The sequence below is a fragment of the Janthinobacterium sp. OK676 genome, from assembly GCF_900103595.1.
Classification (GTDB): domain Bacteria; phylum Pseudomonadota; class Gammaproteobacteria; order Burkholderiales; family Burkholderiaceae_D; genus Janthinobacterium.
Genome location: NZ_FNHA01000002.1, coordinates 179,222 through 204,010, shown reverse-complemented (window position 1 = coordinate 204,010; position 24,789 = coordinate 179,222). Strand labels below are relative to the sequence as shown.

Genomic DNA, 24,789 nt, shown 5'->3' with positions numbered 1-24,789 from the left:
GAACATGATGGCAAATACACTATACAAGCTGGGTGCGGCGCTGGGCCTGGTCCTGGCGTTGTCCGCCTGCGCGCACCAGGGTGCGGCGGCATTGGACGAGGTCGGCGTACCGCAGGTGCCCGCGACCCTGTCCGTGGAAGAAGCGGACGCCAAGCTGAAGCAATCGGCCAGCGAGCGCGAGGCGGCGGAGAACGAGTTTGCCGCGCGCGAACTGGAGTGCTACGACAAGTTTTTCGTGAATAACTGCCTCGACAAGGCCAAGGAAAAGCGCCGCCTGATCCTCGTGCGCCTGCGCGCCATCGACGCGGAAGCCAATTACTTCAAGCGGGCCGAGTCCGTGCGCCTGCGCGATATCGAGCTGGCCCGTACGCAGGAAAGTGCGCGCCTCGATGCCGAGCAGCGCGCCGCAGCCGTGCCCAAGCCCGTGAAAGTGGTCACGCCCGAGCCGGCGCCGCCCAAGCCGCAAGGCAAGAGCGTAGCCGAACGCGAGGCCGAGCAAGCGGCGAAGGTGGCGAAACAGGCTGCCGCCGACGCCGCCGACGCGCCGCGCCGCGCGGCCCGTGAAGCGCAATATGCGAAAAAACAGGCGGATGCCGAGGCGCGCCAGAAGCGGGTGGCGCAACGCCTGGCCGAACGCCAGGCCGAGGCGCAGGCCAAGGCTGCCAAGGCGGCCGCTGCCGCCGCCGGCACGCCGGCCGCCGCTGTGCCTGTGCCGCCGGCCAAATAACACTGCCGCGCAGGGGCAGGCCGGAAATGGCGTGCCCTAAGGCGCGCGGCAGGTTAAACTACGCACCATGGCTGCCTGCGTACGCTGCGTGCGCCGGTTTCCCAACACTGTTACCAACACTGCCTGGAACGCAACACATGAGCGATGCACAGCAAATAGAGCGGCGCCTGATTGAACTCAACGTGGAACACCGCGACCTCGATGCCGTCATCGAGTTGCTGATACTCGATGGCCACCATGACGAGCTGCAGCTGCGCCGCCTGAAAAAGCGCAAATTGCAATTGAAGGATCACATCACCTTGCTGAAAATGCAGTTGGTGCCCGACGTTCCCGCCTGAGGGGCGCCAGTAGCGTCCAGTCCAGCCTTCACCTAAGTATATTTTGACCGATCACAATTTATTGCCCGCAAGCCAAGATGGCCAGCCTGCTGCCTTGCCAGCCGATGTGCCAGCCGAACCGCAGGCGGCGCCCGGCAAGCACGATGCCGACATCGAGCGCCTGTTCGGCGCCGGCGGCCCGCTCGGTCCGGCCGTGGGCAGCTACAAGCCGCGCCGTTCGCAAACGGAAATGGCGAAAGCCATCGCCAGCGCCATCGACAGCCAGACGACCCTGATCGCCGAGGCGGGCACGGGCACCGGTAAAACCTTCGCCTACCTGGTGCCGGCCCTGATGTGGGGCGGCAAGACCATTGTCTCCACCGGCACGAAGAACTTGCAGGATCAATTGTTCCTGCGCGATATCCCCACCGTGCGCGCCGCGCTGCAGGCGCCCGTTTCCGTCGCCTTGCTCAAGGGCCGCTCGAACTACGTCTGCCATTACCACCTGGAACGCACGCTGCAGAATGGCCGCATGACGTCGCGCGACGACGTGGGCCATTTGCGGGAAATTTCGCGCTTCATCAAGATGACCAGTTCCGGCGACAAGGCCGAGCTGGCCAAGGTGCCTGAAAACGCCATGATCTGGAACCTGGTGACGTCCACGCGCGACACCTGCATGGGCGCCGAGTGCCAGTATTACCAGGATTGCTTCGTCATGAAGGCCCGCAAGGAAGCCCAGCAGGCAGACGTCGTGGTGGTCAACCATCACCTGTTCTTTGCCGACGTGGCCCTGAAAGACACGGGCGTGGCGGAATTGCTGCCGTCGGCCAATACCATCATCTTCGATGAGGCGCACCAGCTGCCCGATACGGCGACCTTGTTCTTCGGTAACACGGTGTCGACCTCGCAAATCCTGGAACTGTGCCGCGACGTGCTGGCCGAGGGCCTCGCGCACGCGCGCGGCATCGACTGGGCCAAGACCGTCACGGTGGTGGAAAAGGCGGCGCGCGACCTGCGTTTGACCTTCCCGCAAGATATCGTGCGCATGTCCCTGCCGCAGATCGCCCCGTCGAGCGACTTTTTCCCCGCGCTCGATACGCTCAAGGATGAGCTCGACGGCATGGTGGCCGTGCTGGAAACCCAGGCGGAACGGGCGGAAACGCTGGAGCAGTGCCGCGTGCGCGGCGTCGAGCTGGCGCAGCAGCTGAGCGGCTGGAAGTTCGATCCGAAGGCGAAAGTGGCGGCCGGCGAAGAAGCCGTGTTCTGGGTGGAAGCGTTTTCCAGCTCCCTGCAATTGCACAAGACGCCGCTGTCGATCGCGCCGATCTTCAACAACCAGCGCGAAGGCACGCCGCGCAGCTGGATTTTCACGTCCGCCACCCTGGCCGTGAAAAACGACTTCAAGCATTTTTCCGAACAGATGGGCCTGACGGGCGAGCCGTCGCATACGTGGCCAAGTCCCTTCGACTATGGCCAGCAAGGCTTGCTGTTCGTGCCGCAAAACCTGCCGCAGCCGAACTCGCTCGGCTACACGGACGCCGTCATCGACTGCGCCCTGCCCATCATCGAGGCGGCGGGCGGGCGCACCTTCTTCCTGTGCACGACCTTGCGTGCCGTCAAGCGCGCGGCCGAACGCCTGGCCGACGAATTCAAGCAGCGCGGTTTGAACTTCCCCCTGTTCGTGCAGGGCGACCGGGGCCGTACGGAATTGCTCGACCAGTTCCGCGCGGCCGGCAATGGCGTGCTGATCGGTAGCCAGAGCTTCTGGGAAGGCGTCGACGTGCGCGGCGATGCCTTGTCGCTCGTCATCATCGACAAGCTGCCGTTCGCGCCGCCCGACGATCCCGTGCTGGCGGCCCGCATCGAAGTGATGGAAAAGCAGGGCAAGAATGGTTTCATGCACCATTCGCTGCCGGAAGCGATCATCAACCTGAAGCAGGGCGCGGGCCGCCTGATCCGCGACGAGGGCGACCGGGGTGTCCTGATGATTTGCGATCCGCGCCTCATTTCCAAGCCGTATGGCAAGCGCATCTGGCAAAGCCTGCCGCCGTTCAAGCGCACGCGCGATACCGCCGAAGTGGTGGAGTTCTTCCGCAACCTGCCCGCCAAGGGCGCTTAAATTCAGCTTGCCGGCGCCATCCGCGCGCCGGCATATTTCCCTTTGTTATCAAGCGAGTAGCGTTTTTCGCGCGGCGCCCGCTTGCGCGCCCGGTATGCCAGCAAGCGGCGCGATCGCGCCAGTTTCTGGCATTGTGACGCATGTCCAGGACGCCAGACACATCTTTGCGCCAGCGCAAATAGGGCTGTTGCCGGGCAGTCTACAGTGAGCCCATGCCTTGCAGGACCAAGGCGCGGCGATGGCAGGGCCGCACGGGGAACAGGGGGATGCCATGGAGATCCGCTACGGCTGTTTCTTGAGTTATGCACACGGCCAATATGCGTTCATGAACAAGTTCAAGAATGACCTCATCGAGGCGCTGGCGTGCTATCTGGAACCGCACCTGGACCGCGAGGAAGTCCTGTTCATCGACAGCGAGCAACTGGGCGGCGGCGACGATATCGACCTGCGCGTGGCGCGCGCCATGTGCCAGAGCGTCTGCATGATCGTGCTGTACACGCCCAAATATGAAGCGCACGGCTACACGCGGCGTGAATTTGCCGCCATGCAGCTGATCGAGCAGGAGCGGCGCGCCTGGTATGAACTGCCCAGCCACCTGATCATCCCCATCATCATGACGCGCCATCCGGACGGCTTGCCGCCGCAAATCACGGAATCGGGACTGTACGTCGATTTTTCCGGCTATACCCTGGCCAGCGGCGACCTGAAATCGAACCCCCAATATCTGCCCGACATCGAACGCATCGTGCAGCGCATCGCCACGCATTACCACTTGCTCAAGCGGTCGACACCGCCCGGCCACGATTGCAGCCGTTTCGTGTTGCCCGATATTCCACCGGAATGGCGCGCCATTCCGCCTCCCCACTTTCCGCGTTAATCACGTAAAAGGTCCTGTCATGGAATGCCAACGCCTCTCCCTGCCGCCTTTGAGCGCCCCTGGCGAAGTCGTCACCTTCTATTCCTACAAGGGCGGCACCGGCCGCACCATGGCTCTGTCGAACATCGCCGTCCTGCTGGCGCGCCGTGAAAACGCCAGCGTGCCCGTGCTGATGCTGGACTGGGACATGGAAGCGCCGGGCCTGCACCATTATTTCGAGCAGCACGAGGAGCGACCGGGCGTGCTCGAGTTCTTCGAGGCGTGTCGCCAGCAGCTCGAACGCATCAGCCTGGAAACGGCGGGCACGCGCGCCGGCGGGCAGGGCGGCGGGCGCGAAGATGCGGCGCTGGCGCAGCGCGTGCTCGACGCCATCGACTGGCAGCAGTACGTGGTGCGCGTCGACCAGGGCAGTCCGCTGTACCTGATGCGCGCGGGACGCTTCGACGCCAGCTACAGCGAGCGCCTGGCGCAGATGCGCTGGGATCAGCTGTTCGACACGTGCCCGGCCCTGTTCCGCTGCTTCGCCGATACCCTGGCCCAGCATTTCCGCTACGTGCTCGTCGATTCGCGCACGGGCCGCACGGACAGCGCCGGCATCTGCACCACCTTGCTGCCGAAAAAGCTGGTGGTGGTCTTCACGCCGAACCGGCAAAGCCTGGAGGGCGTTGACGCGCTCGTCACGCGGGCGATCGAGTATCGCCGCAGCCATGAAGACGAACAGCGCCCGCTGCTCGTCTACCCCTTGCCCTCGCGCATAGAGATGGGCGATGGGGCGCAGCGCGCCGAGTGGCGCCGCGGCGATGTACACAAGGGCATCGCCGGCTTCCAGCCCATGTTCGAGCGCCTGCTGCGCACTTCCTACGGCTTGCCGCAGATCGCCCTCGACAGCTATTTCGACGAAGTTCAGCTGCAGCAGACGAAAACCTTTGCCTATGGCGAGCAATTGGCCGTGCGCATCGACCAGGGCGGCGACCGCTTTTCCCTCACGCGCACCTTCGAAGCGTTTTTGCACTGGTTGACGGGCGGCTACTTCCCATGGCAGTCGAGCCGTGAAATCGCCTTGCTGGGCGCCATCAGCGAAGCGCGCCAGGCCTTGCTGGCCGAGCCGGGCCGCGCCGTGGCCTTGCCGCTGGCGCGCGACCTGGCCCGTTTGGGCGAGCTGTACCGCAAGGATGGGCGCAGCGCCCAGGCGCTCGATGCCTTTCGCCAGAGCGTCGAGATCCGCGTGCGCCTGCTGGGTGAGGAGCATCCCGACAGCCTGGCGTGCAAGAGCGGCATGGCGCGCCTGTTGCGCCAGCTGGGCAAGTTCGATGAAGCCCGCTTCCTGGAAGAAGACGTGCTCGACGTGCGCGAGCGCGTGCTGGGCAGCGAGCATCCCGACACCCTGGCCGCCCGCGCCTGCCTGGCGCAAACCCTGTTGCTGCAGGGCGAACTGGCGGCGGCGCTGCTGCTGCAGGATGCGGTGCTGGCCACCTATACGCGCCAGCTGGGCGGCGAGCATCCGCTGACCCTGGAAGCGATGGATGGCCGCGCGGCCACCTTGCTGCGCATGGGCCGGCTGGCGCAGGCGCAGCAAGTGCTGGGCACGGTGGTGGCGGCGCGCGAGCGCCTGTTTGGCGCCGAGCATGGCGATACCTTGCGCAGCAAGCTGGCCCTGGCGCAGGCGCTGGGGCGCGAAGGCGACCTGGAAGGCGCGCGGCGCCTGCTCGTTGCCGTGCTGCAGGCGCAGGAGCGGCGCCTGGGCGGCGACCATGCGGCCACCCTGGCCACGCGCGACTTGCTGGCCGACATCGTGGCAGGGCAGGGCGACTGGGCCGGCGCGCGCCAGCTGCACGAAGACCAGGTGGCGGCGCGCGAACGCACGCACGGGCTCGACCATCCGGAAACCCTGATGAGCCAGCGCAAGCTGGCCGAGGCGCTGCTGCGGCGCGGCGAGCTCGATGCGGCGCGCAGCGTGCAGGAGCAGGTGCTGGAAGTGCATGCGCGCCTGCTGGGCGAAGACCACCTCGACACCTTGCACAGCAAGAAGCAGCTGGCCGGTACCTTGCAGCAGCAGGGCGACAGCGAGGCGGCGCGCATGCTGGAAGACGCCGTGCTCAGCGGCAGCGACCGGCTGTTGAATGCGCCCGTCACGGGGCATGCGGACAGCGTGCTGGACGGCGCGCGGCATTTGCAGGAAACCATCCTGGCCGGCCGCGCCAGCGGACACGACGTGGCCGAACCGGACACCCTGGGCAGCATGGTCTCGATGTTGCAAGGCATGATCGAACGGGAACAGTATGCGCAGGCGGGCGAACTGGCCGAACATTTGAAGTCCTGCCTGCTGCGCCCCGGTGTGCCGGGCAAGCTGCGCCGGCGCGGCATGGCGCAGCTGAAAAGAATGTACAAGTTGCAAGGCGACCTGAATGCCTTGCTGGCCTTGCAGGAAGATGAAGTGCAGGCGCTGGAAGGAGCGTTGTCGGAAGCGCGCATCGAGCAGCGCTGAGGCTGCGCGCCATGTCCGCACGGCAGCACAAAAAATGCTGCTTATCGGTGTGCGGCATGCGCAGTGTGGGCATTGCTTCAGGTAAAATCTCGTTATGAGAATTCTTATCAGTAACGACGACGGTTACCTGGCGCCAGGCCTGGCAGCCCTGGCCGACGCACTCGCGCCCATCGCCGACATCGTCGTGGTGGCGCCCGACAGCAACCGTTCGGGCGCATCCAATTCGCTGTCCCTGGACCGGCCCTTGTCCGTGCACAAGGCGGCCAACGGCTTTTATTTTGTCAACGGCACGCCCACCGACTGCGTGCACGTGGCGCTGACGGGCATGCTCATCGAGCGCCCCGACCTGGTGGTGTCCGGCATCAACAACGGCCCCAACATGGGCGACGACACCCTGTATTCGGGCACGGTGGCTGCCGCCACGGAAGGCTATCTGTTCGGCATTCCCGCCATCGCCTTTTCCCAGTCGCAGTTCGGCTGGGCCAACCTGGACGCGGCCGCCCGCGTGGCCAGGGAAATCGTCGAGCGCCAGTTCGACGCCCTGCAAAAACCGTATTTGCTGAACGTGAACATCCCGGCCATCCCTTACGAGCAATTGCAAGGCATGGCGGCCACGCGCCTGGGCAAGCGCCATTCGGCCGAGCCCGTCATCCGCGCGCTCGACCCGCGTGGCCGTGAAATCTTCTGGATCGGTCCCGCCGGCGCGGCCAAGGAAGGCGGTCCGGGCACGGATTTCCATGCCGTTGAACATGGAAAAGTATCGATCACGCCGCTGCAGATCGACCTGACCCATACCACCCAACTCGATGCGCTGGCAAAAGGCCTGGCATGAGCGCTCACTATGACTGACAAGCCGCGTACCTTCCCTCTTTCCCTCGATTCGCTGGCCGGCAAGCCCGCCAGGCAGGGCGGGGGGCAGTCGCTGGCCCAGTCCCGGATCGCCACGCCGCAGACGGCCACGCAGAATGCGGCGCAGAACGCGGCGCGCGGCGTGGCGCAGCCGTATGGCGCGCACGCGGCCATCGCGCCGTCGCGCGCGCAAGCCATCGCCAATGAGCGGGCGCAGCCGGCCGTGGTGGCGCCGCCGCGGCAAAACCCGCTCGTCTCGGAAGCCGTGCGCCGGGCCATGGTGGCCCGCGTGGCGAAGCAGGGCGTCAAGGACCAGGTCGTGCTCGACGCCCTGCAAGCCGTGCCGCGCCACATGTTCATGGACGAGGCGCTGGCGTCGCAGGCGTATATCGACGCCTCCTTGCCCATCGGCCACCACCAGACCATTTCGCAGCCGTACATCGTGGCGCGCATGATCGAAGTGATGCGTCAGGGCGGCAATCTGCAGCGCGTGCTGGAAATCGGCACCGGTTGCGGCTACCAGGCCGCGGTGCTGTCGCTGGTGGCGAAAGAGGTGTATTCGATCGAGCGCATCCGGCCTCTGCACGAGCTGGCGAAGGCGAATTTGCGCCCGCTGCGCGTGTCGAATCTGCGCTTGCAGTACGGAGATGGTATGCTTGGCCTGCCGCAGGCGGCGCCCTTCGACGGGATCATCCTTGCCGCAGCCGGCCTGGAAGTCCCGCAAGCCTTGCTGGAACAGCTGGCGCCCGGCGGGCGTCTGGTTGCGCCGGTGGGGGCTAAATTGCAACACTTACAACTCATTACCCGGGTGGGGAAAATGGAATGGACCAGCCAGACCCTGGAAGATTGCCATTTCGTGCCTTTGCGCCCGGGCACCATATGATCCCCGGATCAGCTAGCAAGCAGGACATACAATTACATGCGAATGATTAAGAAAAGTAACATACTTCTATGTAGCATCACCTTGGCCGCGCTGTTGAGCGGTTGCGGCACTACAGGCGTCCAGGCGCCCGTCGTGGAGCGCCACCCAACGAGCAGCAGTGCCGCCGCCAGCGATCCGCGCGACCGCGACCCGGCCTATTACACCGTCAAGCGCGGCGACACCCTGTTGCGCATCGCCCTCGAGCACGGCCAGAACTACCGCGACCTGGTGGCCTGGAACGACTTGAGCAACCCGAACGACATCAAGGTCGACCAGGTATTGCGCGTGCTGCCGCCGACCGGCGACACGGGCGGCGCGCAAACGTCGGCCATCGTCATGCCGCCATCGACGGAAATCAAGCCGGCCGCGCCTGTCGTGCCGAAGAAAACGGGCCCGCGCGGCGAGAAGCGCGCCTATTCCGACGCCGCCCTGGCCGAACTGCGCGCCGATGGCGGCACCAGCGACGCCAAGCCTGCGCCGGCACCGGCAGCAGTCGCCGCCGCCGCCCCGGCCGCCGCCGCGGCAGCCCCGACCGCATCGGCGCCTGGCGAAGACAAGATCAGCTGGATGTGGCCTTCCGAAGGCAAGGTCATCGGCACTTTCGACGAAGGCAAGAACAAGGGCGTCGATATCGCAGGCAAGGCGGGCCAGCAAGTGGTGGCCGCCGGAGCGGGAAAAGTCATGTATGCCGGGAGCGGAATCCGTGGTTATGGTAATCTTGTCATCGTGAAGCACAGTAATAGTTTATTGTCGGCGTATGCGCATAACCGCAGCATCCTGGTGAAGGAAGGGCAGAACGTCAACAAAGGCCAGGCCATCGCCGAAATGGGCGATTCCGATGCCGACCGCGTGAAGCTGCACTTTGAAATCCGCCAGCAGGGCAAGCCCGTCGACCCTTCGAAATTCCTGCCTAACCGTTAGGTAAAGCAATGACACACGCGCCGCACGACCAGCTGGACGATGACCCGGAACTGCCGGAAGACGGGGCAGACGAAGTCGTGACGGACGATGTCGGCGAGCTCGACGGCATTGACGCCGTCGAGGCGGGCGAGGGCGGCGAGGTGGCCAGCGTCAGCGTGCTGGTCGAAAGTGTCGATGAACTGAAAAAAGTGCTGGCGGCGGAGCTGTCGACCGATACCACGCAGCACTATCTGAATCAGATCGGCACGCGGCCCCTGCTGACGGTGGCGCAAGAGGTGCATTACGCCACCCTCGCCAAGCAGGGCAATTTCGAAGCCCGGCAAACCATGATCGAGCACAACCTGCGCCTCGTCGTGTCGATCGCCAAGCATTACATCAACCGGGGCGTGGTCTTGCTCGACATGATCGAGGAGGGCAACATCGGCCTGATGCGCGCCATCGACAAGTTCGAGCCCGAACGCGGTTTCCGTTTCTCGACCTACGCCACCTGGTGGATACGCCAGAGCATCGAGCGCGCCATCATGAACCAGGCGCGCACGGTGCGCCTGCCCGTGCACATGGTGCGCGAACTGAACCAGATCTTGCGCGGCAAATACCACCTGGAAGCCCAGCACCACGATGGCAAGGATGCCACCGCGGAAGACATCGCCCATCTCGTGGGCCGTCCCGTGGAAGAGGTGCAGGATATCCTGGCCCTGTCCGAGCACGCCACCTCGCTCGACGCGCCGCTCGACAACGACCCCCAATCGTCGCTGATGGACATGCTGCCCGGCGCCAGCGAAGACAGCCCCGACGCGCGCGCGGAACACCATGAAATGACGGTGCTCGTGCGCGACTGGCTGACCAAGCTGCCCGACAAGCAGCGTGTCGTCATCATGCGCCGTTTCGGCCTCGACAACGACGACCCGGCCACCCTGGAAACCCTGGCCGAGGAAATGGGCGTGACGCGCGAGCGCGTGCGCCAGATCCAGCAGGAAGCGCTGATTAAACTGAAACGCGCCATGGCGGCGCGCGGCGTCGTGCGCGACTCATTATTGTAGGACGCCCGGTCCCGGTAGTTCCGGGGCCGCATCTGCTATCATACGCCCCGCTCGCGGCGCCTGACCTGTCCCCCATTCTTTCAAGTTCCAGCGCGGCCCTGCGTCCTGGCCCACTCTTACCTATTGATCGCTATGCAAGAAAATATCATCGAAATCAAATCGCTCGACATGGACGCCCGTGGCGTTGGCCATATTGAGAACGAAGACGGCTCGCCGGGCAAGGTCGTGTTTGTCGAAGGCGCGTTGCCGGGCGAGCGCGTCAGCTTTGTGACGTTCAAGAAAAAGAAGAACTGGGAAATGGCCCGCATGACGGCGCTGCACCGCGAATCGTCCATGCGCGTGACGCCCAAGTGCAAGCATTTCGACAATTGCGGCGGCTGCTCGATGCAGCACCTGGAACCGTCGGCGCAGGTGGCGATCAAACAGCGCGTGCTGGAAGACAACCTGTGGCATATCGGCAAGGTGCGTCCGCAAAGCATCATGCGTCCCATGTACGGCCCGACGTGGGGCTACCGCTACCGCGCGCGCCTGTCCGTGCGCCACGTCAAGAAGAAAGACGCCGTGCTGGTGGGCTTCCATGAAAAGAAATCGGCTTTCGTTGCCGACATGGATAGCTGCGAAATCTTGCCGCCGCACATCTCCGCCATGCTGCTGCCCTTGCGCGCGCTGATCGGTTCGCTGTCGATTTTCGACCAGATGCCGCAGATCGAGCTGGCCGTCGGCGAAGACGTCACCGCCATGGTCTTGCGCATCATGGCGCCGTTGACGGCGGACGATGAAACGAAACTGAAGGCCTTTGCCGACGAATACGGCGTGCAATGGTGGCTGCAGGTGAAAGGCCCGGAAACGGCCGTGCCGTTCTATCCGCTCGACAAGCAATTGCACTACCTGCTGCCGGAATTCGGCGTCAAGATGCCGTTCAAGCCCGTCGATTTCACCCAGGTGAACCATCACATCAACCGCGTGCTGGTGTCGAAAGCCCTGCGTCTGCTGGAAGTGCAGCCGACGGACCGCGTGGCCGACCTGTTCTGTGGCCTGGGCAATTTCACCTTGCCGCTGGCCACGCAAGGCAGCGAAGTGGTCGGCATCGAAGGCAGCACCACCCTGACGGAGCGGGCGCTGGAAAACGCCTTGGCCAATGGCCTGGCGGAAAAAACCTCGTTCTCGACGCGCAATCTGTTCGAAGTGACGACGGACGACCTGATCGCGCTGGGCAAGTTCGACCGCATCCTCGTCGACCCGCCGCGCGATGGCGCCATGGCCCTGTGCCAGGCGCTGGTCGGCCTGTCGCAAGTGCGTCCTGCCCTGATGCCGAAACGCATCGTCTACGTCTCGTGCAGCCCGTCGACCCTGGCGCGCGACGCCGGCATCCTGGCGCTGGAAGCCGGTTATGTGCTGAGCAAGGCGGGCGTGGTCAACATGTTCCCGCATACGTCGCACGTGGAGTCGATGGCCGTGTTTGATCTGGCGCAATAAGCATTCAAAACACGGCGGGTGGCCAGGCAGGCACCCGCCGTTGCCGCATTCAGCGGCGCGGCGAACTCCCCCAATACCACTTACACCGTGTTATAAAACTGGTCTGTCTTTTCCCGTTCCAGCGTCTTTTTCCATTCTCCCTCTGCCATTTTTTCATTGTCCAGTAGGACAACACGCCGTCTGCATCTTCCGCAGCGCTTTCTGTTCGAAGTGGTATTGCTCGCTTTGATGCCACTTTAAAACCACTTGACCGCCTATTTTTTCAGCAGCATGCTGTTCTTGCAACTGCAAAAAAACAAGATCACAGGGTAGTTATTTACGAAGCACAGTGGCACTCCGCAAACCTGAACAGGAGACAGCGTGGAAAATTTAATACTTAAAAAAACAATCAGGAACATGATGGTATGTCTGGCCAGCGGCGGCGTGCTGGCGGCATGCGGCGGTGGCGGCGACGCCAGCGCCCCGGGCGGCTCGCAATTGCTGGCGGCCAGCACGGTCGTCGCGTGCGTGCCATGGCAGGAGGGCGGCACGTATAACGCCGGCACGGTCGTCACTTACCTGGGCGCCAACTACACGGCCCTCGTGACGCAGACCGATCACGTGGGTTCCGGATGGAACCCTGTCTCCACGCCGAGCCTGTGGAGCGCCGGCGGCACCTGCGACGGCGGCACCACGCCGACTCCGACACCTACTCCCACACCAACGCCGACACCGACGCCGAATCCAACTCCGACCCCAACGCCTACCCCGACACCGACGCCAACCGGCGGCACGTGCGCATTGGCCTGGGTGGCCGGCACGGCTTACAGCGCGGGCGCCACCGTCAGCTATGCGGGGACGAATTACCGCGCCAATTACTGGACGCAGGGCGACAACCCGTCGACCAGCAGTGGCGCCGCCGGCACGGGCAAGCCATGGACCAGCCTGGAAATCTGCAGCACCACGCCGACTCCTACGCCAACGCCGACGCCAACGCCGACGCCAACACCAACACCAACGCCGACACCAACGCCAACGCCAACGCCAACACCGACACCGACACCAACGCCAACCCCAACGCCGACACCAACGCCAACCCCAACCCCAACGGGCCGCGAAGTCGGTTCCTATTTCGCGCAGTGGGGCGTGTATGGCCGCGACTATGAAGTGGCGAACGTGCATTCCAGCGGCGTGGCCGACAAGCTGACCTTCATCAACTACGCCTTCGGCAATATCTACCCGAAAAACGGCGGCTATGAATGCGGCATGATCACGAAGGCGGAGCCGGGCGCGACGAATCCGAATGCGCCGGATGCGGGCACGGGCGGCGATGCCGAGGCCGACTACATCCGCACGCCGAAGCGCACCGTCGATGGCCAGGCCATTCCCTGGGATGCTCCCTTGTCGGGCAACTTCCTGCAGCTGAAAAAACTGAAGGCGGCGCACCCGAACCTGAAACTGTTCATCTCGTTGGGCGGCTGGAGCTGGTCGAAGAACTTCTCCGTCGGTTCGGCCACGGATGCGCTGCGCAAGCAGATGGTCCGCTCGTGCATCGATATCTACATCAAGGGCAACCTGCCGGTGCAGGGCGGCCGTGGTGGCGTGGGCGCGGCGGCCAACATCTTTGACGGCATCGACATCGACTGGGAATATCCGGTCGGCGGCGGCCAGCCGTACAACACGGTCAGCCCGAACGACAAGCGCAACTTCACCTTGCTGATGGCGGAATTCCGCAGCCAGCTCGATGCGCTGGGTGCGGCCAACGGCAAGCGCTACCTGTTGACGGCCGCTGTCGGCGCGGGCAAGGACAAGATCGACAACACGGAACCGGCCCTGTACTCGCAGTACATGGACTGGATCAACCTGATGACCTACGACTTCCACGGCGGCTGGGAAACGAGCACCAACTTCAACGCCCAGCTGTTTGCCGACCCCGCCGATCCGTCGACGGGCATGGCGCGCGAATACGTGGGCGACAAGGCGGTCCAGTACATGATTGCCGCCGGCGTGCCGCGCGACAAGCTGCTGCTGGGCATACCGTTCTATGGCCGCGGCTGGACGGGCGTGGCGCCGGGGCCGAATGGCGATGGCCTGTACCAGGCCGCCACGGGCATGGCGCCAGGCACCTACGAGTCGGGCATCGAGGACTATAAAATCCTCGTCGCCAAGGCCGGCACGCGCTACTACCATCCCGTGACCAAGCAGCTGTACCTGTACACGGGGGCGGGCGGCCAGTGGTGGAGCTACGATGACCCGACCGTCATCGGCACCAAGGTGAAATATGTGAAGGACCAGGGCTTGCGCGGCGCGTTCTCGTGGGAACTCGATGGCGACGCGAATGGCGTGCTGGCGACCGAGGTGTGGAAAGTGCGGTAACACTGGAGTAGAGCAAGACGCGGCCGGGCGGCATTGCTGCCCGGCCGCTTGTGCACATAAAAAAACAGGAGATGGGCGATGGCGGCGGTATCGACATTCGGAGTCAAACAGAAAGAACAGCAGCCGGAACAGGAACTGAGCCGCGAGTGGCGCAGCTGGATCGCGGAAAACCTCATGCTGGGCAGCCACCCGTCGGCGCTGATGCCGGTGCTGCAACAGGCCGGCATCGCGGAAAGTCTGGCGCGCCGCGAAATCGAGCTGGCGCTGCACAGCCCCTATCTGGCCGGTGCCGTGCGCCTGTCGAACCGCCTGGCCAAGCGCGACTGGGTGATTGATATCCAGCGCAAGCTGAACCAGCTGCGCGACCCCGAGATACCGCGCCGCGACAAATTGACGGCGCAGGAATTCCTCGACGAGTATTACTCCACCAACCAGCCCGTGATCATCACGGGCATGATGGACGACTGGCCCGCCATGGCCAAGTGGAGCCCCGCCTATTTTCGCGCGCATTACGCGCAGCGCGAAGTGGAAGTGCAGTTCGGCCGCGAGGCGGACGATCAGTACGAAATGAACAGCGTGGCCCACAAGCGCAAGATGGCCTTCGGCGAGTACGTGAGCCTGGTCGAGGGCAGCGGCGCGACCAACGATTTCTACATGACGGCGAATAACGATTCGCAAAACCGGCAAGCCTTGCGCGAGCTGTGGGACGATATCGGCCAGCTGCCCGAATACCTGAAGCAGGATGGCGGCCCCACGGGCTTTCTGTGGTTCGGCCCGGCCGGCACGGTGACGCCGTTCCACCACGACCTGACGAACAATTTCATGGCGCAGGTGAAAGGGCGCAAGCGCCTGCGCATCATGGCCGCCTGCGAGGTGGCGCGCGTGTACAACCAGCGCCACTGTTTTACGCCCGTCGACGGGCGCGACATCGACGTGCGGCGCTATCCGCTGATGGCCGACGTGCAGGTGCGCGAATGTGTGCTGGCGCGGGGCGAGATCCTGTTTTTGCCTGTCGGCTGCTGGCATTTCGTCGAAGCGCTCGACGTATCGATGACGGTGGCGTTTACCAACTTCAAATGGGATAACGATTTTTATAGCAAGTATCCGCCGAATCACGACTTTTGATTACGCTGCAAATGTGTCGCGAACAGCCGCCTTACGGGCGGCTTTTTTCATGCTACGGCGCGCTTCTTGTATAAGATATTTCCATAAAATAATTGATTCAAATCATTTTGCAGCAATTATTTTGATATGAATGGCCATGATGTTTCATTATCCAGATGGCGGTGGCGGGCGGATAATTTGATGGCTGGCGCGGCGCCAGCACCGACAACCATCTGGAGGCGGCAGGGCATGAACACGCAGCAAATGACGCAGTTACAGCAAGCACCAGCAGGTAGTACCGAACTCAAGCTCGACACGCGGCTGACACGCGAAGCGGCCGAACTGCTGGCCAGGGCCGATATCCATCTGAATGGCCGCGCCGCCTGGGACATGCAGCTGCGCAAACCGGGCGTGCCGGAGCGCGCCTTCGCCAGCGGCAACCTGGGCCTGGGCGAGGCCTACATGGACGGCGACTGGGATGCGCAGCAGCTCGACGAATTCTTTTGCCATCTGCTGCGCGCCCGGGTGGCCGACGACGTGCGTCCCATGCGCCTGGCCTTCCACGCCTTGTATGCACGCCTGTTCAACCTGCAGACGGAACGCCGCGCCTGGATGGTGGGCAAGGAGCATTACGACCTGGGCAACGCCTTCTATGCGGCCATGCTCGACCCGCGCATGACCTATACCTGCGGCTACTGGAAGGATGCGGGCAACCTGGCCGAGGCGCAGGAAGCCAAGCTCGATCTGGTCTGCCGCAAGCTCGGGCTGGAACCGGGCATGCGCGTGCTCGACATCGGCTGCGGCTGGGGCAGCTTCATGCGCTATGCGGCGGAAAAATACCAGGTGCAATGCGTGGGCGTGACGATCTCGCAAGAGCAGGCCGCGTATGCGCGCGCCATGCCGGGCGGCGGGCACCTGGACTTCCGCCTGCAGGACTACCGCGACACCGATGAAAAATTCGACCGCATCGTCAGCATCGGCATGTTCGAGCACGTGGGCCATAAAAACCACCGCACCTTCATGGAAGTGGCGCACCGCTGCCTGGAAGACGACGGCCTGTTCCTGCTGCACACGATAGGCAAAAACAAGCGCCATTCCACGTGCGATCCGTGGATCGACAAATACATCTTCCCGAATGGCGACTTGCCGTCGATCGGCCAGATCGGCGACGCCATGGACGATCTGTTCGTTGTCGAGGACTTGCACAACTTCGGCGCCGACTACGACAAGACGCTGATGGCCTGGCATGACAATGTTGAGCGGGCGTGGCCACGCTTTGCCGCCCAGTTGGGCGAGCGCTTCCACCGCATGTGGTCATATTATCTGCTGTCCTGCGCGGGCGCTTTCCGCGCGCGCGACCTGCAGTTGTGGCAGTGGGTGCTGTCGAAGCAGGGTGTGCTGGGAGGGTATGAGCGTGTCAGCTGATATCATGGACTGATGGATATCAATCAAGCGCGGACCTTCCTCGAAGTGGCGTCCTGCGGCAGCTTCATCATGGCCGCCGAACGCATGCACGTGACGCAGACGGCCGTCAGCGCCCGCATCCGCACCCTGGAGCAGCAGCTGGGGCGCCAGCTCTTCGTGCGCAACAAGGCGGGCGCGCGCCTGACGTCGGCCGGCGAGCGCTTCATGCGCCACGCGGCCACGATGGTGCAGGTGTGGGAGCGGGCGCGCCACCAGGTGGCCTTGCCGCCGGGGCGCGACGACGCCGTCAGCATCGGCTGCGAACTGAGCTTGTGGCCGCCGCTGCTGGGCGACTGGCTGATACGCATGAGCCGCGACTGTCCCGAGATCGCCTTGCGCGCCGAGGTCGACAGTCCCGCGCGCCTGCTCGACGCCGTGCATGACGGCTCGCTGGACCTGGCCGTGCTGTACAACCCGCCCCAGCGCCCGGGCCTGGCCAGCGAATTGCTGGCCGAGGAAAAGCTCGTGATGGTGACCACGCGCGCCGATGGGCAGATGCATGCCGATACCTATGTGTACGTGGACTGGGGGCCCAGCTTCGCGGCCAATCACCAGGCGGCGTATCCGGAGCTGAGCAGTCCGCCCGTGTCGATCTCGCTGGGGCCGCTGGCCCTCGTCTACCTGCTGGAAGTGGGCGGCGCCAGCTACTTCCGCATCGGCAGCGCACAACCCTACCTTGATGCGGGCTTGCTGCACCGCGTGCGCGACGCGCCGGAATTCTCGCATTCCGCCTGCGCCGTGTATGCTGCCCAGCGCGATAACCCTACCCTCGACCGGGCCCGCGCCTGCCTGCTCGAGGTGGCGGAGAGAATCAAGTAGGTTCGACGGACGTAAAAAAGCCGACCCGAGGGTCGGCTTTTCTTGTCCTGCTCATGCGCATAAGCGCAGCGCATAAAACGTTCAGGGCAAGGCGCGGTGCCGAAGACAGTACGACTAGTACGGCGAGGCACTGCAACGCCGCCCTGGGCGTTTTTGCGCTGGCGCTTAGTCGCGGCTGCCGCCGGCGAAACCCAGCAAGGACAACAGACTGGTGAAGATGTTGTACACGTCCAGGTAGATGCGCAGGGTGGCCGAGATGTAGTTGGTCTCGCCGCCGTTGATGATTTGCTGCACGTCATACAGGATGTAGGCCGAGAAGATGGCGATGGCGACCATGGAGATCACGATCGACAGTGCCGACAGGCCCAGGAAAATGTTTGCCACCGATGCGAGGATCAGCACGATCACGCCGGCGAACAGCCATTTGCCCATGGCCGAGAAGTCGCGCTTCGAGACCGTGGCGATCGTCGCCATCACGGCCAGGATGGTGGCCGTGCCGCCAAATGCCGTCATGATCAGCATGCCGCCGTTCGAGTAGCCGAGCGTGCGCGTCAGGATAGGCGTGAGCATCAGCCCCATGAAGAAGGTAAAGCCCAGCAGGACGGCGACGCCGAGGCCCGAGTTCTTGGTCTTTTCAATCGCGTACATGAAGCCGAATGCGACGGCCATGAAGATGATGAAGCCCATGCCGCCGGTCAGCATCGGCAAATGCATTTGCACGCCGATGAAGGCGCCCAGCACGGTCGGGATCATGGACAGCGCCAGCAGCCAGTAAGTGTTGCGCAAGACCTGGTGGCGGACTTGCTGCATGCCCCCCGACAGATCAAAGGTGCGTTGCATGTTCTGATTCATAGTGCCTCCGTGTTGTCAATTCAAATTACTGCTTTGTCCAAGGATAGCATGAGGGCCGGAATTTGCCAAAAAAGCAGCTTAAGATTTCATTAAACAGGTGCGGGGCGGCAAGATGCTCCCTGCCTGTCTGGGTGATATGGGGTGGAGTATGGTAAAATCAAAGGTTGATTGAGTTCTCAATTTACCGTTTTAAACCTTTCTTTTTATTGGAGTTTTCACACATGGCAATCGAACGCACCCTGTCGATCATCAAACCAGACGCAGTTGCAAAAAACGTAATCGGTCAAATCTACACCCGTTTTGAAAACGCTGGCCTGAAAATCGTTGCAGCGCGTATGACCCAACTGTCGCGCGAACAAGCTGAAGGCTTCTACGCAGCGCACAAAGAGCGCGGCTTCTTCAAAGACCTGGTCGACTTCATGGTTTCCGGTCCAGTCATGATCCAAGCCCTGGAAGGCGAAAACGCCGTTCTGGCCCACCGTGACCTGATGGGCGCGACCGATCCGAAGAAAGCAGAAAAAGGCACGATCCGCGCCGATTTCGCCGATTCGATCGACGCTAACGCCGTACACGGTTCCGACGCCGTCGAAGCTGCTAAAGTGGAAATCGCTTACTTCTTCCCAGAACTGAAGGCTTAATTGCCTTAGATAACGTTATTTCCTGGCGTTATCTGTGAAATAACTTATCACCCCCCCCTGTTCCCGCTGCGCTGTGGAGTTTTCGCTCCGGATGCGCGCGGGGACGGATTTTTAGAATAGACAAGATCATGAATACGACGACCCTCACCAACTTGCTGGACCTCGATCCCGCGCAACTCATCGCTTACTGCGCCGAGTTGGGAGAGAAACCGTTTCGTGCGAAACAATTGCAACGCTGGATACACCAGTTCGGCGCCTCCGACTTCGACGCCATGACGGACCTGGCCAAGTCGCTGCGCGACAAGCTGGCCACGCGCGCCGAAGTGCGCGCCCCGGCCATCATCAGCGACCATACGTCGACGGACGGCACGCGCAAGTGGCTGGTCGACGTGGGCAATGGCAATGCCGTGGAAACCGTGTTCATTCCGGAAGACAACCGCGGCACCCTGTGCATCTCGACCCAGGCCGGCTGCGCCGTGAACTGCCGTTTCTGCTCGACGGGCAAGCAAGGCTTCAACCGCAACCTCAGTGTTGGCGAGATCATCGGCCAGCTGTGGATGGCGGAATTCGAATTGCGCCGCACCAAGGGCATCGAACCGGGCCCGAAAGGCGAGCGCCAGATTACCAACGTGGTGATGATGGGCATGGGCGAGCCCCTGCTGAACTTCGAGCCGACCGTCACGGCCCTGAAATTGATGCTCGACGACAACGCCTACGGCCTGTCGCGCCGCCGCGTGACCCTGTCGACGTCGGGCGTCGTGCCGATGATGGACAAGCTGTCGCAGGAAGTGCCGGTGGCCCTGGCCGTCTCGCTGCACGCCTCGAACGACGCCTTGCGCGACGGGCTGATTCCACTGAACAAGAAATACCCGCTGAAGGAATTGATGGCGGCCTGCAAGCGCTACCTGGAATTCGCGCCGCGCGATTTCATCACGTTCGAATACTGCATGCTCGACGGCGTCAACGACAGCGACGAGCACGCGCGCGAACTGCTGGCGCTGGTGCAAGACCGCGAGTTCGGCGTGAACTGCAAGTTCAACCTGATTCCATTCAATCCTTTCCCCGAATCGGGCCTGTTCCGCTCGAAAAACCCGCGCATCAAGGCCTTTGCCCAGGTGCTGATGGATGGCGGCATCATCACCACCGTGCGCAAGACGCGCGGCGACGATATCGATGCGGCCTGCGGCCAGCTGGCCGGCGAAGTCAAGGACCGCACGCGGGTACAGGAACGCATGGAAAAGATGACCGAGTATCAACAGAAATTTGGCGCCAATTTCGGCAAGATCGTGGAGATCCGCTCCTGATGAGGGAAGGCATGGCTTACCAACGCTCGCTCGCTGTGGCCGCTGTCTGCCTGGCCGTGCTGCTGGTCGGCTGTGCTTCCACTCCCGTTGAGGCGGGCGCCGCCTTGCCCCAGGATGGGCAGGCGAATACAGGGGAACGCGCCGCGCTGCGGCTGCAGCTGGCCAGTGCCTATTATGCGCAAGGCCAGCTCGACGTGGCCCTGGCGGAAGCGCAGCAAGCCGTGCAGCTGGCGCCAAGCGATGCGCAAGCCTATGGCGTGCGCGCCCTGATCCTGGCGGCACAGCGGCAAACTGCGTCTGCCGAGAAAGATTTCCTTTACGCTTTGCGCCTGGCGCCCCACAATCCCGACTTGAGCAATAATTACGGCCTGTTTTTGTGCCAGACGGGACGCGCCGCGCAATCGCTGGCATATTTCGATGCGGCCTTGGCGGACGCTGCGTATGTATCGCCGGAAAAAGCGCTCAACAATGGGGGCGCTTGCAGCCTGGCCTTGAACGATTACCCGCGTGCGGGCGCATATTTGATGCGCGCCATACGCATCGCACCGGACGTGGCAGTGACGAACGCCGGCCTGGTGCGCGTGCATTACCAACAGCAAGATTACCGGCAAGCGGCTTATTATTTGCAGCGGCTCGGTAAGATAGCAACAATGGAGAGCCAGACGGCCGATGTGCTGTGGCTCGGGATCAAGGTGCAGCATAAGCTCGGGGATGCGGGTGCGGAAGCTGGCCTGGGGGCGCATTTGCGCAACCACCATTCCGGCTCGCCCGAATATGCTGCTTATCAAAATGGGGCGTTTGATGAGTGAGACAGGGATACCAATGAATTCAGAGTGGGCAGAAACGCCTCAGCAGCAGCCCCAGGGCAATCTTGCGTTGGCAGGCGCACAGTTGAAGGCGCAGCGCGAAGCGCTGGGCTGGCCTGTGGAGCAGGTGGCGGACCAGCTCAAGCTGGCGCCGCGCCAGGTGATCGCGCTGGAAGAGGGCGACATGGCGGCCTTGCCGAACCTGGCCGTGGTGCGTGGCTTCGTGCGCGCCTACGCCAAGGTCGTGCGTCTCGACGCGGCGCCGCTGGTGGCCATGATCGAAGTCCACCCGGCGCCGGCGCAAGACCCGGCCGCGCCCGTGCGGCGCGAGATTTCCGCCACGTTTTCCGAATCGCGCTTCCCGTCGATGACGCAGCGCTCGTCGAACCAGACTCCCCTCTGGATCGCCGGTGCCGTGGCCGTCGTCGTGGCGGCCGCCTTTGGCGCGTATAAACTCGGTTATGTGCCGGCCAGCCTGCTGTCCTCGCAGGCGGGGAAAGAAACATCGCACGCGGAAGTGGGCCCCGTGGAAACGACCCTGATCAAGCCGGGCCAGGACTTGACGCCCGTGCAGACGCCGTCCGTGCCCCTGATTTCCGTACCGCCGCCGCCAGGCAACGATACGCAGACGGGCGCGCCGGCATCCGCCGCCGCTTCGGTGCCTGCCGCCGCCGTGCCGCCAGCCCCCGCGCCAGCGGCCGCCGCCGCCACGCCGCCCGTTGCCGACGCTGCCCCGGCCGTGGGCGCGAATGCGCTCGTGTTGAAAGTGGAGCAGGATTCCTGGGTGGAAATCCGCCGCCCCGGCAGTACGCCGCTGATTTCGCGCATGGTCAAGGCGGGCAGCACGGAAACGTTTGATATCACGGGTCCGGCCACCCTGGTGGTGGGTAAACCTGGTGTGGTGCAGGCAACCCTGCGCGGCGCCAAGCTGGAGCTGCCGACCGTTGCCGGCGGCACGATCTCGCGCGTCAGCATCAAATAATTGCAGTAACCGTTCAAGCAAACTCAGAAGATAATATTATGGCTACCTCGAAAACAGCGATCGGCTCCGGTCCATCCGGCCGCCGCGACAGCCGCAAGGTGCTGATCGCGCACGGCCAGCGCCAGATCTGGGTGGGCGGCGACGCCCCCGTGGTGGTGCAGTCGATGACGAACACGGATACGGCCGACGCCATCGGCACGGCGATCCAGATCAAGGAACTGGCGCGTGCCGGTTCGGAACTGGTGCGCCTGACGGTGGACCGTCCGGAAGCGGCCGCGGCCGTCCCGTACATCCGCGAGCAGCTCGACAAGATGGACATCGACGTGCCGCTGGTAGGCGATTTCCATTACAACGGCCATACCCTGCTCAACGACTACCCCGATTGCGCGCGCGCGCTGTCGAAGTACCGCATCAATCCGGGCAACGTGGGCAAGGGCGCCAAGCGCGACACGCAATTTGCGCAAATGATCGATGCGGCGTGTCGCTACGACAAGCCGGTGCGCATCGGCGTGAACTGGGGCAGCCTCGATCAAGCCTTGCTGGCCCGCATCATGGACGAAAACGCGGGCCGCGCCGAACCGTGGCCGGCGCAAGCCGTCATGTATGAAGCGCTGGTGACGTCGGCCATTGAAAACGCCGTGCGCGCCGAAGAACTGGGCCTGGGCCGCGACAAGATCATCCTGTCGTGCAAGGTCTCGGGCGTGCAGGATCTGATCGCCGTGTACCGTGAACTGGCCCGGCGCTGCGACTATCCGCTGCACCTGGGCCTGACGGAAGCGGGCATGGGCAGCAAGGGCATCGTCGCTTCGACGGCGGCCCTGGCCGTGCTGCTGCAGGAAGGCATCGGCGACACCATCCGCATTTCGCTCACGCCCGAACCGGGCGGCGACCGCACGCGCGAAGTCATCGTCGGCCAGGAAATCCTGCAAACCATGGGCTTGCGCAAGTTCGCGCCCATGGTCATCGCCTGCCCCGGTTGCGGCCGCACGACGTCGACCACCTTCCAGGAACTGGCCGACAACATCCAGACGTATCTGCGCGAGCAGATGCCGGAATGGAAAAAATCGTATCCGGGCGTGGAAGCGATGAACGTGGCCGTCATGGGCTGCATCGTCAACGGTCCCGGCGAATCGAAGCATGCGAACATCGGCATCAGCCTGCCCGGCACGGGCGAGTCGCCGGCCGCGCCCGTGTTTGTCGACGGCGAAAAAGTCGTCACCCTGCGCGGCGAACGCATCGTCGAGGAATTCCAGGACATCGTCCTCAATTATGTTAAAAGCCATTATGGCAAGACCGCGCCGGTTGCCGCGTAGGTCGGATTAGCGCCGTGCGCGTAATCCGACGCCACAGTTAAAGCAAAGAAGAACACTATGTCCGAAAATAAAAAAGCAGATAAGATTACCGCCGTCAAAGGCATGAACGATATCCTGCCCGCCGACGCCCCGCTGTGGGAATTGTTTGAAAACACGGCGCAATCCGTGCTGCAAAGCTACGGCTTCCAGCAGATCCGCACGCCGATCGTGGAAGAAACGAAATTGTTCGCGCGCGCCATCGGCGCCGTGACCGATATCGTGGAAAAGGAAATGTATTCGTTCATCGATTCGATGAACGGCGACAACCTGACCCTGCGCCCGGAAGGCACGGCTGGCGTGGTGCGCGCCGTGGTCGAGCACAACCTCGTCTACGAAGGCCCGAAACGCCTGTGGTACAAGGGCCAGATGTTCCGCCACGAGCGTCCGCAGAAAGGTCGCTACCGCCAGTTCCACCAGTTCGGCGCGGAAGCCATCGGCTTTACGGGCCCGGATATCGACGCCGAGCTGATCATGATGACCCGCCGCCTGTGGGATGACCTGGGCCTGGAAGGCATCCGCCTGGAACTGAACTCGATCGGCGACGCGGCCGAGCGCCTGCGCCACCGCGCCGACCTGATCGCTTACCTGGAAAGCCACAGCGAGCTGCTCGACGAAGAAGCCAAGCGCCGCCTGCACAGCAATCCGCTGCGCATCCTCGACACCAAGAACCCTGCCATGCAGGACCTGGTCAATGGCGCGCCGAAGCTGCTCGATTACCTGGGCGAGGAATCGCTGGCCCATTTCCACGGCGTGCAGAAGATCCTGAACCACAACAACATTCCGTTCACCATCAATCCACGCCTGGTGCGCGGCCTCGATTACTACAACCGCACGGTGTTCGAGTGGGTCAGCGACAAGCTGGGCGCACAAGGCACGGTCTGCGCCGGCGGCCGCTATGACGGCATGGTGGAAATGTTTGGCGGCAAATCGACACCGGCCGTCGGTTTCGGCATGGGCGTCGAGCGCCTGGTGCTGCTGATGAAGGACGCGGCCGAGCCGGAACAGCCAGCCCAATGCGACGTCTACCTGGTGCACCAGGGCGAGCAGGCAGGCTTGCAAGCGTTCGTGCTGGCCGAGCGGATTCGCGATGCGGGCCTGGACGTTGTGCTACATTGCGTAGCGAGCAACGGTGGCGGCAGCTTCAAGACGCAAATGAAAAAGGCCGATGCCAGCGGCGCGGCGTTTGCCGTGATCCTGGGCGACGATGAAATCGCCAACTGCGTCGCGACGGTGAAAGCCATGCGCGAAGCCGATGCCGGCGCGCAGCAGAACACGGTGCCGTTCGACGATGTCGTCGATTACGTGGTGGACCAGATCATCGGCGACCACGATTGCGGCCATGACCACGGTCCTGGCGGCCACGTGCATCACCACCACTGA

Annotated in this window: 21 protein-coding genes; 20 read left to right on the top strand and 1 reads right to left on the bottom strand. The window is 63.4% G+C overall.

Features of this window, described 5'->3' with window-relative positions; all coding sequences use genetic code 11:
- Positions 1 to 4 precede the first annotated feature (4 nt).
- The 14 genes from BLU39_RS04555 (at position 5) to BLU39_RS04490 (ending at position 17,475) form a co-directional block, all read left to right on the top strand.
- A complete protein-coding gene (locus BLU39_RS04555; RefSeq protein ID WP_139178159.1) occupies positions 5 to 727 on the top strand; it encodes a hypothetical protein in 723 nt (240 codons plus the stop codon).
- Between the two features lie 137 nt (positions 728 to 864).
- Complete coding sequence (locus BLU39_RS04550) at positions 865 to 1,065, top strand: YdcH family protein (protein WP_034752051.1); 201 nt, start codon at positions 865 to 867, stop codon at positions 1,063 to 1,065.
- A 94-nt stretch (positions 1,066 to 1,159) separates the two neighbouring features.
- Positions 1,160 to 3,163, top strand: coding sequence for a DNA repair helicase YoaA (locus tag BLU39_RS04545; protein WP_092710342.1), 2,004 nt, complete (start codon positions 1,160 to 1,162; stop codon positions 3,161 to 3,163).
- A 271-nt stretch (positions 3,164 to 3,434) separates the two neighbouring features.
- Entirely contained in the window at positions 3,435 to 4,040 is a 606-nt protein-coding gene (locus tag BLU39_RS04540; protein ID WP_034752049.1) for a toll/interleukin-1 receptor domain-containing protein, read from the top strand.
- 19 nt (positions 4,041 to 4,059) lie between these two features.
- Entirely contained in the window at positions 4,060 to 6,525 is a 2,466-nt protein-coding gene (locus BLU39_RS04535) for a tetratricopeptide repeat protein (protein ID WP_092710340.1), read from the top strand.
- 94 nt (positions 6,526 to 6,619) lie between these two features.
- Positions 6,620 to 7,357, top strand: a complete 738-nt coding sequence (gene surE / locus BLU39_RS04530) for a 5'/3'-nucleotidase SurE (RefSeq protein WP_058049368.1) — start codon at positions 6,620 to 6,622, stop codon at positions 7,355 to 7,357.
- Positions 7,358 to 7,366: 9 nt separating this feature from the next.
- On the top strand, positions 7,367 to 8,257 hold the full coding sequence (locus BLU39_RS04525) for a protein-L-isoaspartate(D-aspartate) O-methyltransferase (protein ID WP_092710337.1): 891 nt from the start codon (positions 7,367 to 7,369) through the stop codon (positions 8,255 to 8,257).
- A 42-nt stretch (positions 8,258 to 8,299) separates the two neighbouring features.
- Positions 8,300 to 9,217, top strand: a complete 918-nt coding sequence (locus tag BLU39_RS04520) for a peptidoglycan DD-metalloendopeptidase family protein (RefSeq protein ID WP_092710334.1) — start codon at positions 8,300 to 8,302, stop codon at positions 9,215 to 9,217.
- An 8-nt stretch (positions 9,218 to 9,225) separates the two neighbouring features.
- Positions 9,226 to 10,257 (top strand): RNA polymerase sigma factor RpoS, encoded by a 1,032-nt coding sequence (gene rpoS / locus BLU39_RS04515; protein WP_092710331.1) that lies wholly within the window; start codon positions 9,226 to 9,228, stop codon positions 10,255 to 10,257.
- Positions 10,258 to 10,389: 132 nt separating this feature from the next.
- Positions 10,390 to 11,733 (top strand): 23S rRNA (uracil(1939)-C(5))-methyltransferase RlmD, encoded by a 1,344-nt coding sequence (gene rlmD / locus BLU39_RS04510; protein ID WP_092710328.1) that lies wholly within the window; start codon positions 10,390 to 10,392, stop codon positions 11,731 to 11,733.
- 399 nt (positions 11,734 to 12,132) lie between these two features.
- Positions 12,133 to 14,088 carry a glycosyl hydrolase family 18 protein gene (locus BLU39_RS04505; protein ID WP_092711276.1) on the top strand — a complete coding sequence of 652 codons (1,956 nt, stop codon included), beginning with the start codon at positions 12,133 to 12,135 and terminating at the stop codon, positions 14,086 to 14,088.
- Positions 14,089 to 14,166: 78 nt separating this feature from the next.
- Positions 14,167 to 15,213, top strand: a complete 1,047-nt coding sequence (locus tag BLU39_RS04500; RefSeq protein ID WP_092710324.1) for a cupin-like domain-containing protein — start codon at positions 14,167 to 14,169, stop codon at positions 15,211 to 15,213.
- Between the two features lie 228 nt (positions 15,214 to 15,441).
- Positions 15,442 to 16,617, top strand: a complete 1,176-nt coding sequence (gene cfa / locus BLU39_RS04495) for a cyclopropane fatty acyl phospholipid synthase (RefSeq protein ID WP_217635050.1) — start codon at positions 15,442 to 15,444, stop codon at positions 16,615 to 16,617.
- A 12-nt stretch (positions 16,618 to 16,629) separates the two neighbouring features.
- On the top strand, positions 16,630 to 17,475 hold the full coding sequence (locus BLU39_RS04490; RefSeq protein ID WP_092710320.1) for a LysR family transcriptional regulator: 846 nt from the start codon (positions 16,630 to 16,632) through the stop codon (positions 17,473 to 17,475).
- 165 nt (positions 17,476 to 17,640) lie between these two features.
- Here the strand turns inward: BLU39_RS04490 and BLU39_RS04485 are convergent, their stop codons facing one another.
- Positions 17,641 to 18,327 carry a Bax inhibitor-1/YccA family protein gene (locus BLU39_RS04485; RefSeq protein WP_034752039.1) on the bottom strand — a complete coding sequence of 229 codons (687 nt, stop codon included), beginning with the start codon at positions 18,325 to 18,327 and terminating at the stop codon, positions 17,641 to 17,643.
- Between the two features lie 221 nt (positions 18,328 to 18,548).
- Between BLU39_RS04485 and ndk the strand changes: the two genes are divergently transcribed.
- The 6 genes from ndk to hisS all read left to right on the top strand — a co-directional run bounded on the left by ndk (position 18,549) and on the right by hisS (position 24,789).
- Positions 18,549 to 18,965: a nucleoside-diphosphate kinase gene (gene ndk, locus BLU39_RS04480; RefSeq protein WP_070223377.1), complete on the top strand. Its 417-nt coding sequence runs from the start codon at positions 18,549 to 18,551 to the stop codon at positions 18,963 to 18,965.
- 128 nt (positions 18,966 to 19,093) lie between these two features.
- Positions 19,094 to 20,269 (top strand): dual-specificity RNA methyltransferase RlmN, encoded by a 1,176-nt coding sequence (rlmN, locus tag BLU39_RS04475; RefSeq protein ID WP_092710317.1) that lies wholly within the window; start codon positions 19,094 to 19,096, stop codon positions 20,267 to 20,269.
- An 11-nt stretch (positions 20,270 to 20,280) separates the two neighbouring features.
- Positions 20,281 to 21,078, top strand: a complete 798-nt coding sequence (pilW, locus tag BLU39_RS04470) for a type IV pilus biogenesis/stability protein PilW (RefSeq protein WP_254788889.1) — start codon at positions 20,281 to 20,283, stop codon at positions 21,076 to 21,078.
- A 67-nt stretch (positions 21,079 to 21,145) separates the two neighbouring features.
- The gene (locus tag BLU39_RS04465) at positions 21,146 to 22,057 is read left to right on the top strand and encodes a helix-turn-helix domain-containing protein (RefSeq protein ID WP_368087021.1); all 912 of its coding nucleotides are present in this window, start codon (positions 21,146 to 21,148) and stop codon (positions 22,055 to 22,057) included.
- Between the two features lie 38 nt (positions 22,058 to 22,095).
- On the top strand, positions 22,096 to 23,370 hold the full coding sequence (ispG, locus tag BLU39_RS04460) for a flavodoxin-dependent (E)-4-hydroxy-3-methylbut-2-enyl-diphosphate synthase (RefSeq protein ID WP_092710308.1): 1,275 nt from the start codon (positions 22,096 to 22,098) through the stop codon (positions 23,368 to 23,370).
- Between the two features lie 57 nt (positions 23,371 to 23,427).
- Positions 23,428 to 24,789: a histidine--tRNA ligase gene (gene hisS / locus BLU39_RS04455; protein ID WP_092710306.1), complete on the top strand. Its 1,362-nt coding sequence runs from the start codon at positions 23,428 to 23,430 to the stop codon at positions 24,787 to 24,789.

Bases quoted from the DNA above. Each gene is read 5' to 3' on its own strand.
- BLU39_RS04555 (WP_139178159.1), top strand. From the start codon at position 5: ATGATGGCAAATACACTATACAAGCTGGGTGCGGCGCTGGGCCTGGTC.
- pilW (WP_254788889.1), top strand. From the start codon at position 20,281: ATGGCTTACCAACGCTCGCTCGCTGTGGCCGCTGTCTGCCTGGCCGTG.
- BLU39_RS04525 (WP_092710337.1), top strand. From the start codon at position 7,367: ATGACTGACAAGCCGCGTACCTTCCCTCTTTCCCTCGATTCGCTGGCC.
- BLU39_RS04535 (WP_092710340.1), top strand. From the start codon at position 4,060: ATGGAATGCCAACGCCTCTCCCTGCCGCCTTTGAGCGCCCCTGGCGAA.
- hisS (WP_092710306.1), top strand. From the start codon at position 23,428: ATGTCCGAAAATAAAAAAGCAGATAAGATTACCGCCGTCAAAGGCATG.
- BLU39_RS04490 (WP_092710320.1), top strand. From the start codon at position 16,630: ATGGATATCAATCAAGCGCGGACCTTCCTCGAAGTGGCGTCCTGCGGC.
- cfa (WP_217635050.1), top strand. From the start codon at position 15,442: ATGAACACGCAGCAAATGACGCAGTTACAGCAAGCACCAGCAGGTAGT.
- BLU39_RS04505 (WP_092711276.1), top strand. From the start codon at position 12,133: ATGGTATGTCTGGCCAGCGGCGGCGTGCTGGCGGCATGCGGCGGTGGC.
- BLU39_RS04520 (WP_092710334.1), top strand. From the start codon at position 8,300: ATGATTAAGAAAAGTAACATACTTCTATGTAGCATCACCTTGGCCGCG.
- BLU39_RS04500 (WP_092710324.1), top strand. From the start codon at position 14,167: ATGGCGGCGGTATCGACATTCGGAGTCAAACAGAAAGAACAGCAGCCG.
- ispG (WP_092710308.1), top strand. From the start codon at position 22,096: ATGGCTACCTCGAAAACAGCGATCGGCTCCGGTCCATCCGGCCGCCGC.
- rlmN (WP_092710317.1), top strand. From the start codon at position 19,094: ATGAATACGACGACCCTCACCAACTTGCTGGACCTCGATCCCGCGCAA.
- BLU39_RS04485 (WP_034752039.1), bottom strand. From the start codon at position 18,327: ATGAATCAGAACATGCAACGCACCTTTGATCTGTCGGGGGGCATGCAG.
- rpoS (WP_092710331.1), top strand. From the start codon at position 9,226: ATGACACACGCGCCGCACGACCAGCTGGACGATGACCCGGAACTGCCG.
- BLU39_RS04540 (WP_034752049.1), top strand. From the start codon at position 3,435: ATGGAGATCCGCTACGGCTGTTTCTTGAGTTATGCACACGGCCAATAT.
- surE (WP_058049368.1), top strand. From the start codon at position 6,620: ATGAGAATTCTTATCAGTAACGACGACGGTTACCTGGCGCCAGGCCTG.
- BLU39_RS04550 (WP_034752051.1), top strand. From the start codon at position 865: ATGAGCGATGCACAGCAAATAGAGCGGCGCCTGATTGAACTCAACGTG.
- ndk (WP_070223377.1), top strand. From the start codon at position 18,549: ATGGCAATCGAACGCACCCTGTCGATCATCAAACCAGACGCAGTTGCA.
- rlmD (WP_092710328.1), top strand. From the start codon at position 10,390: ATGCAAGAAAATATCATCGAAATCAAATCGCTCGACATGGACGCCCGT.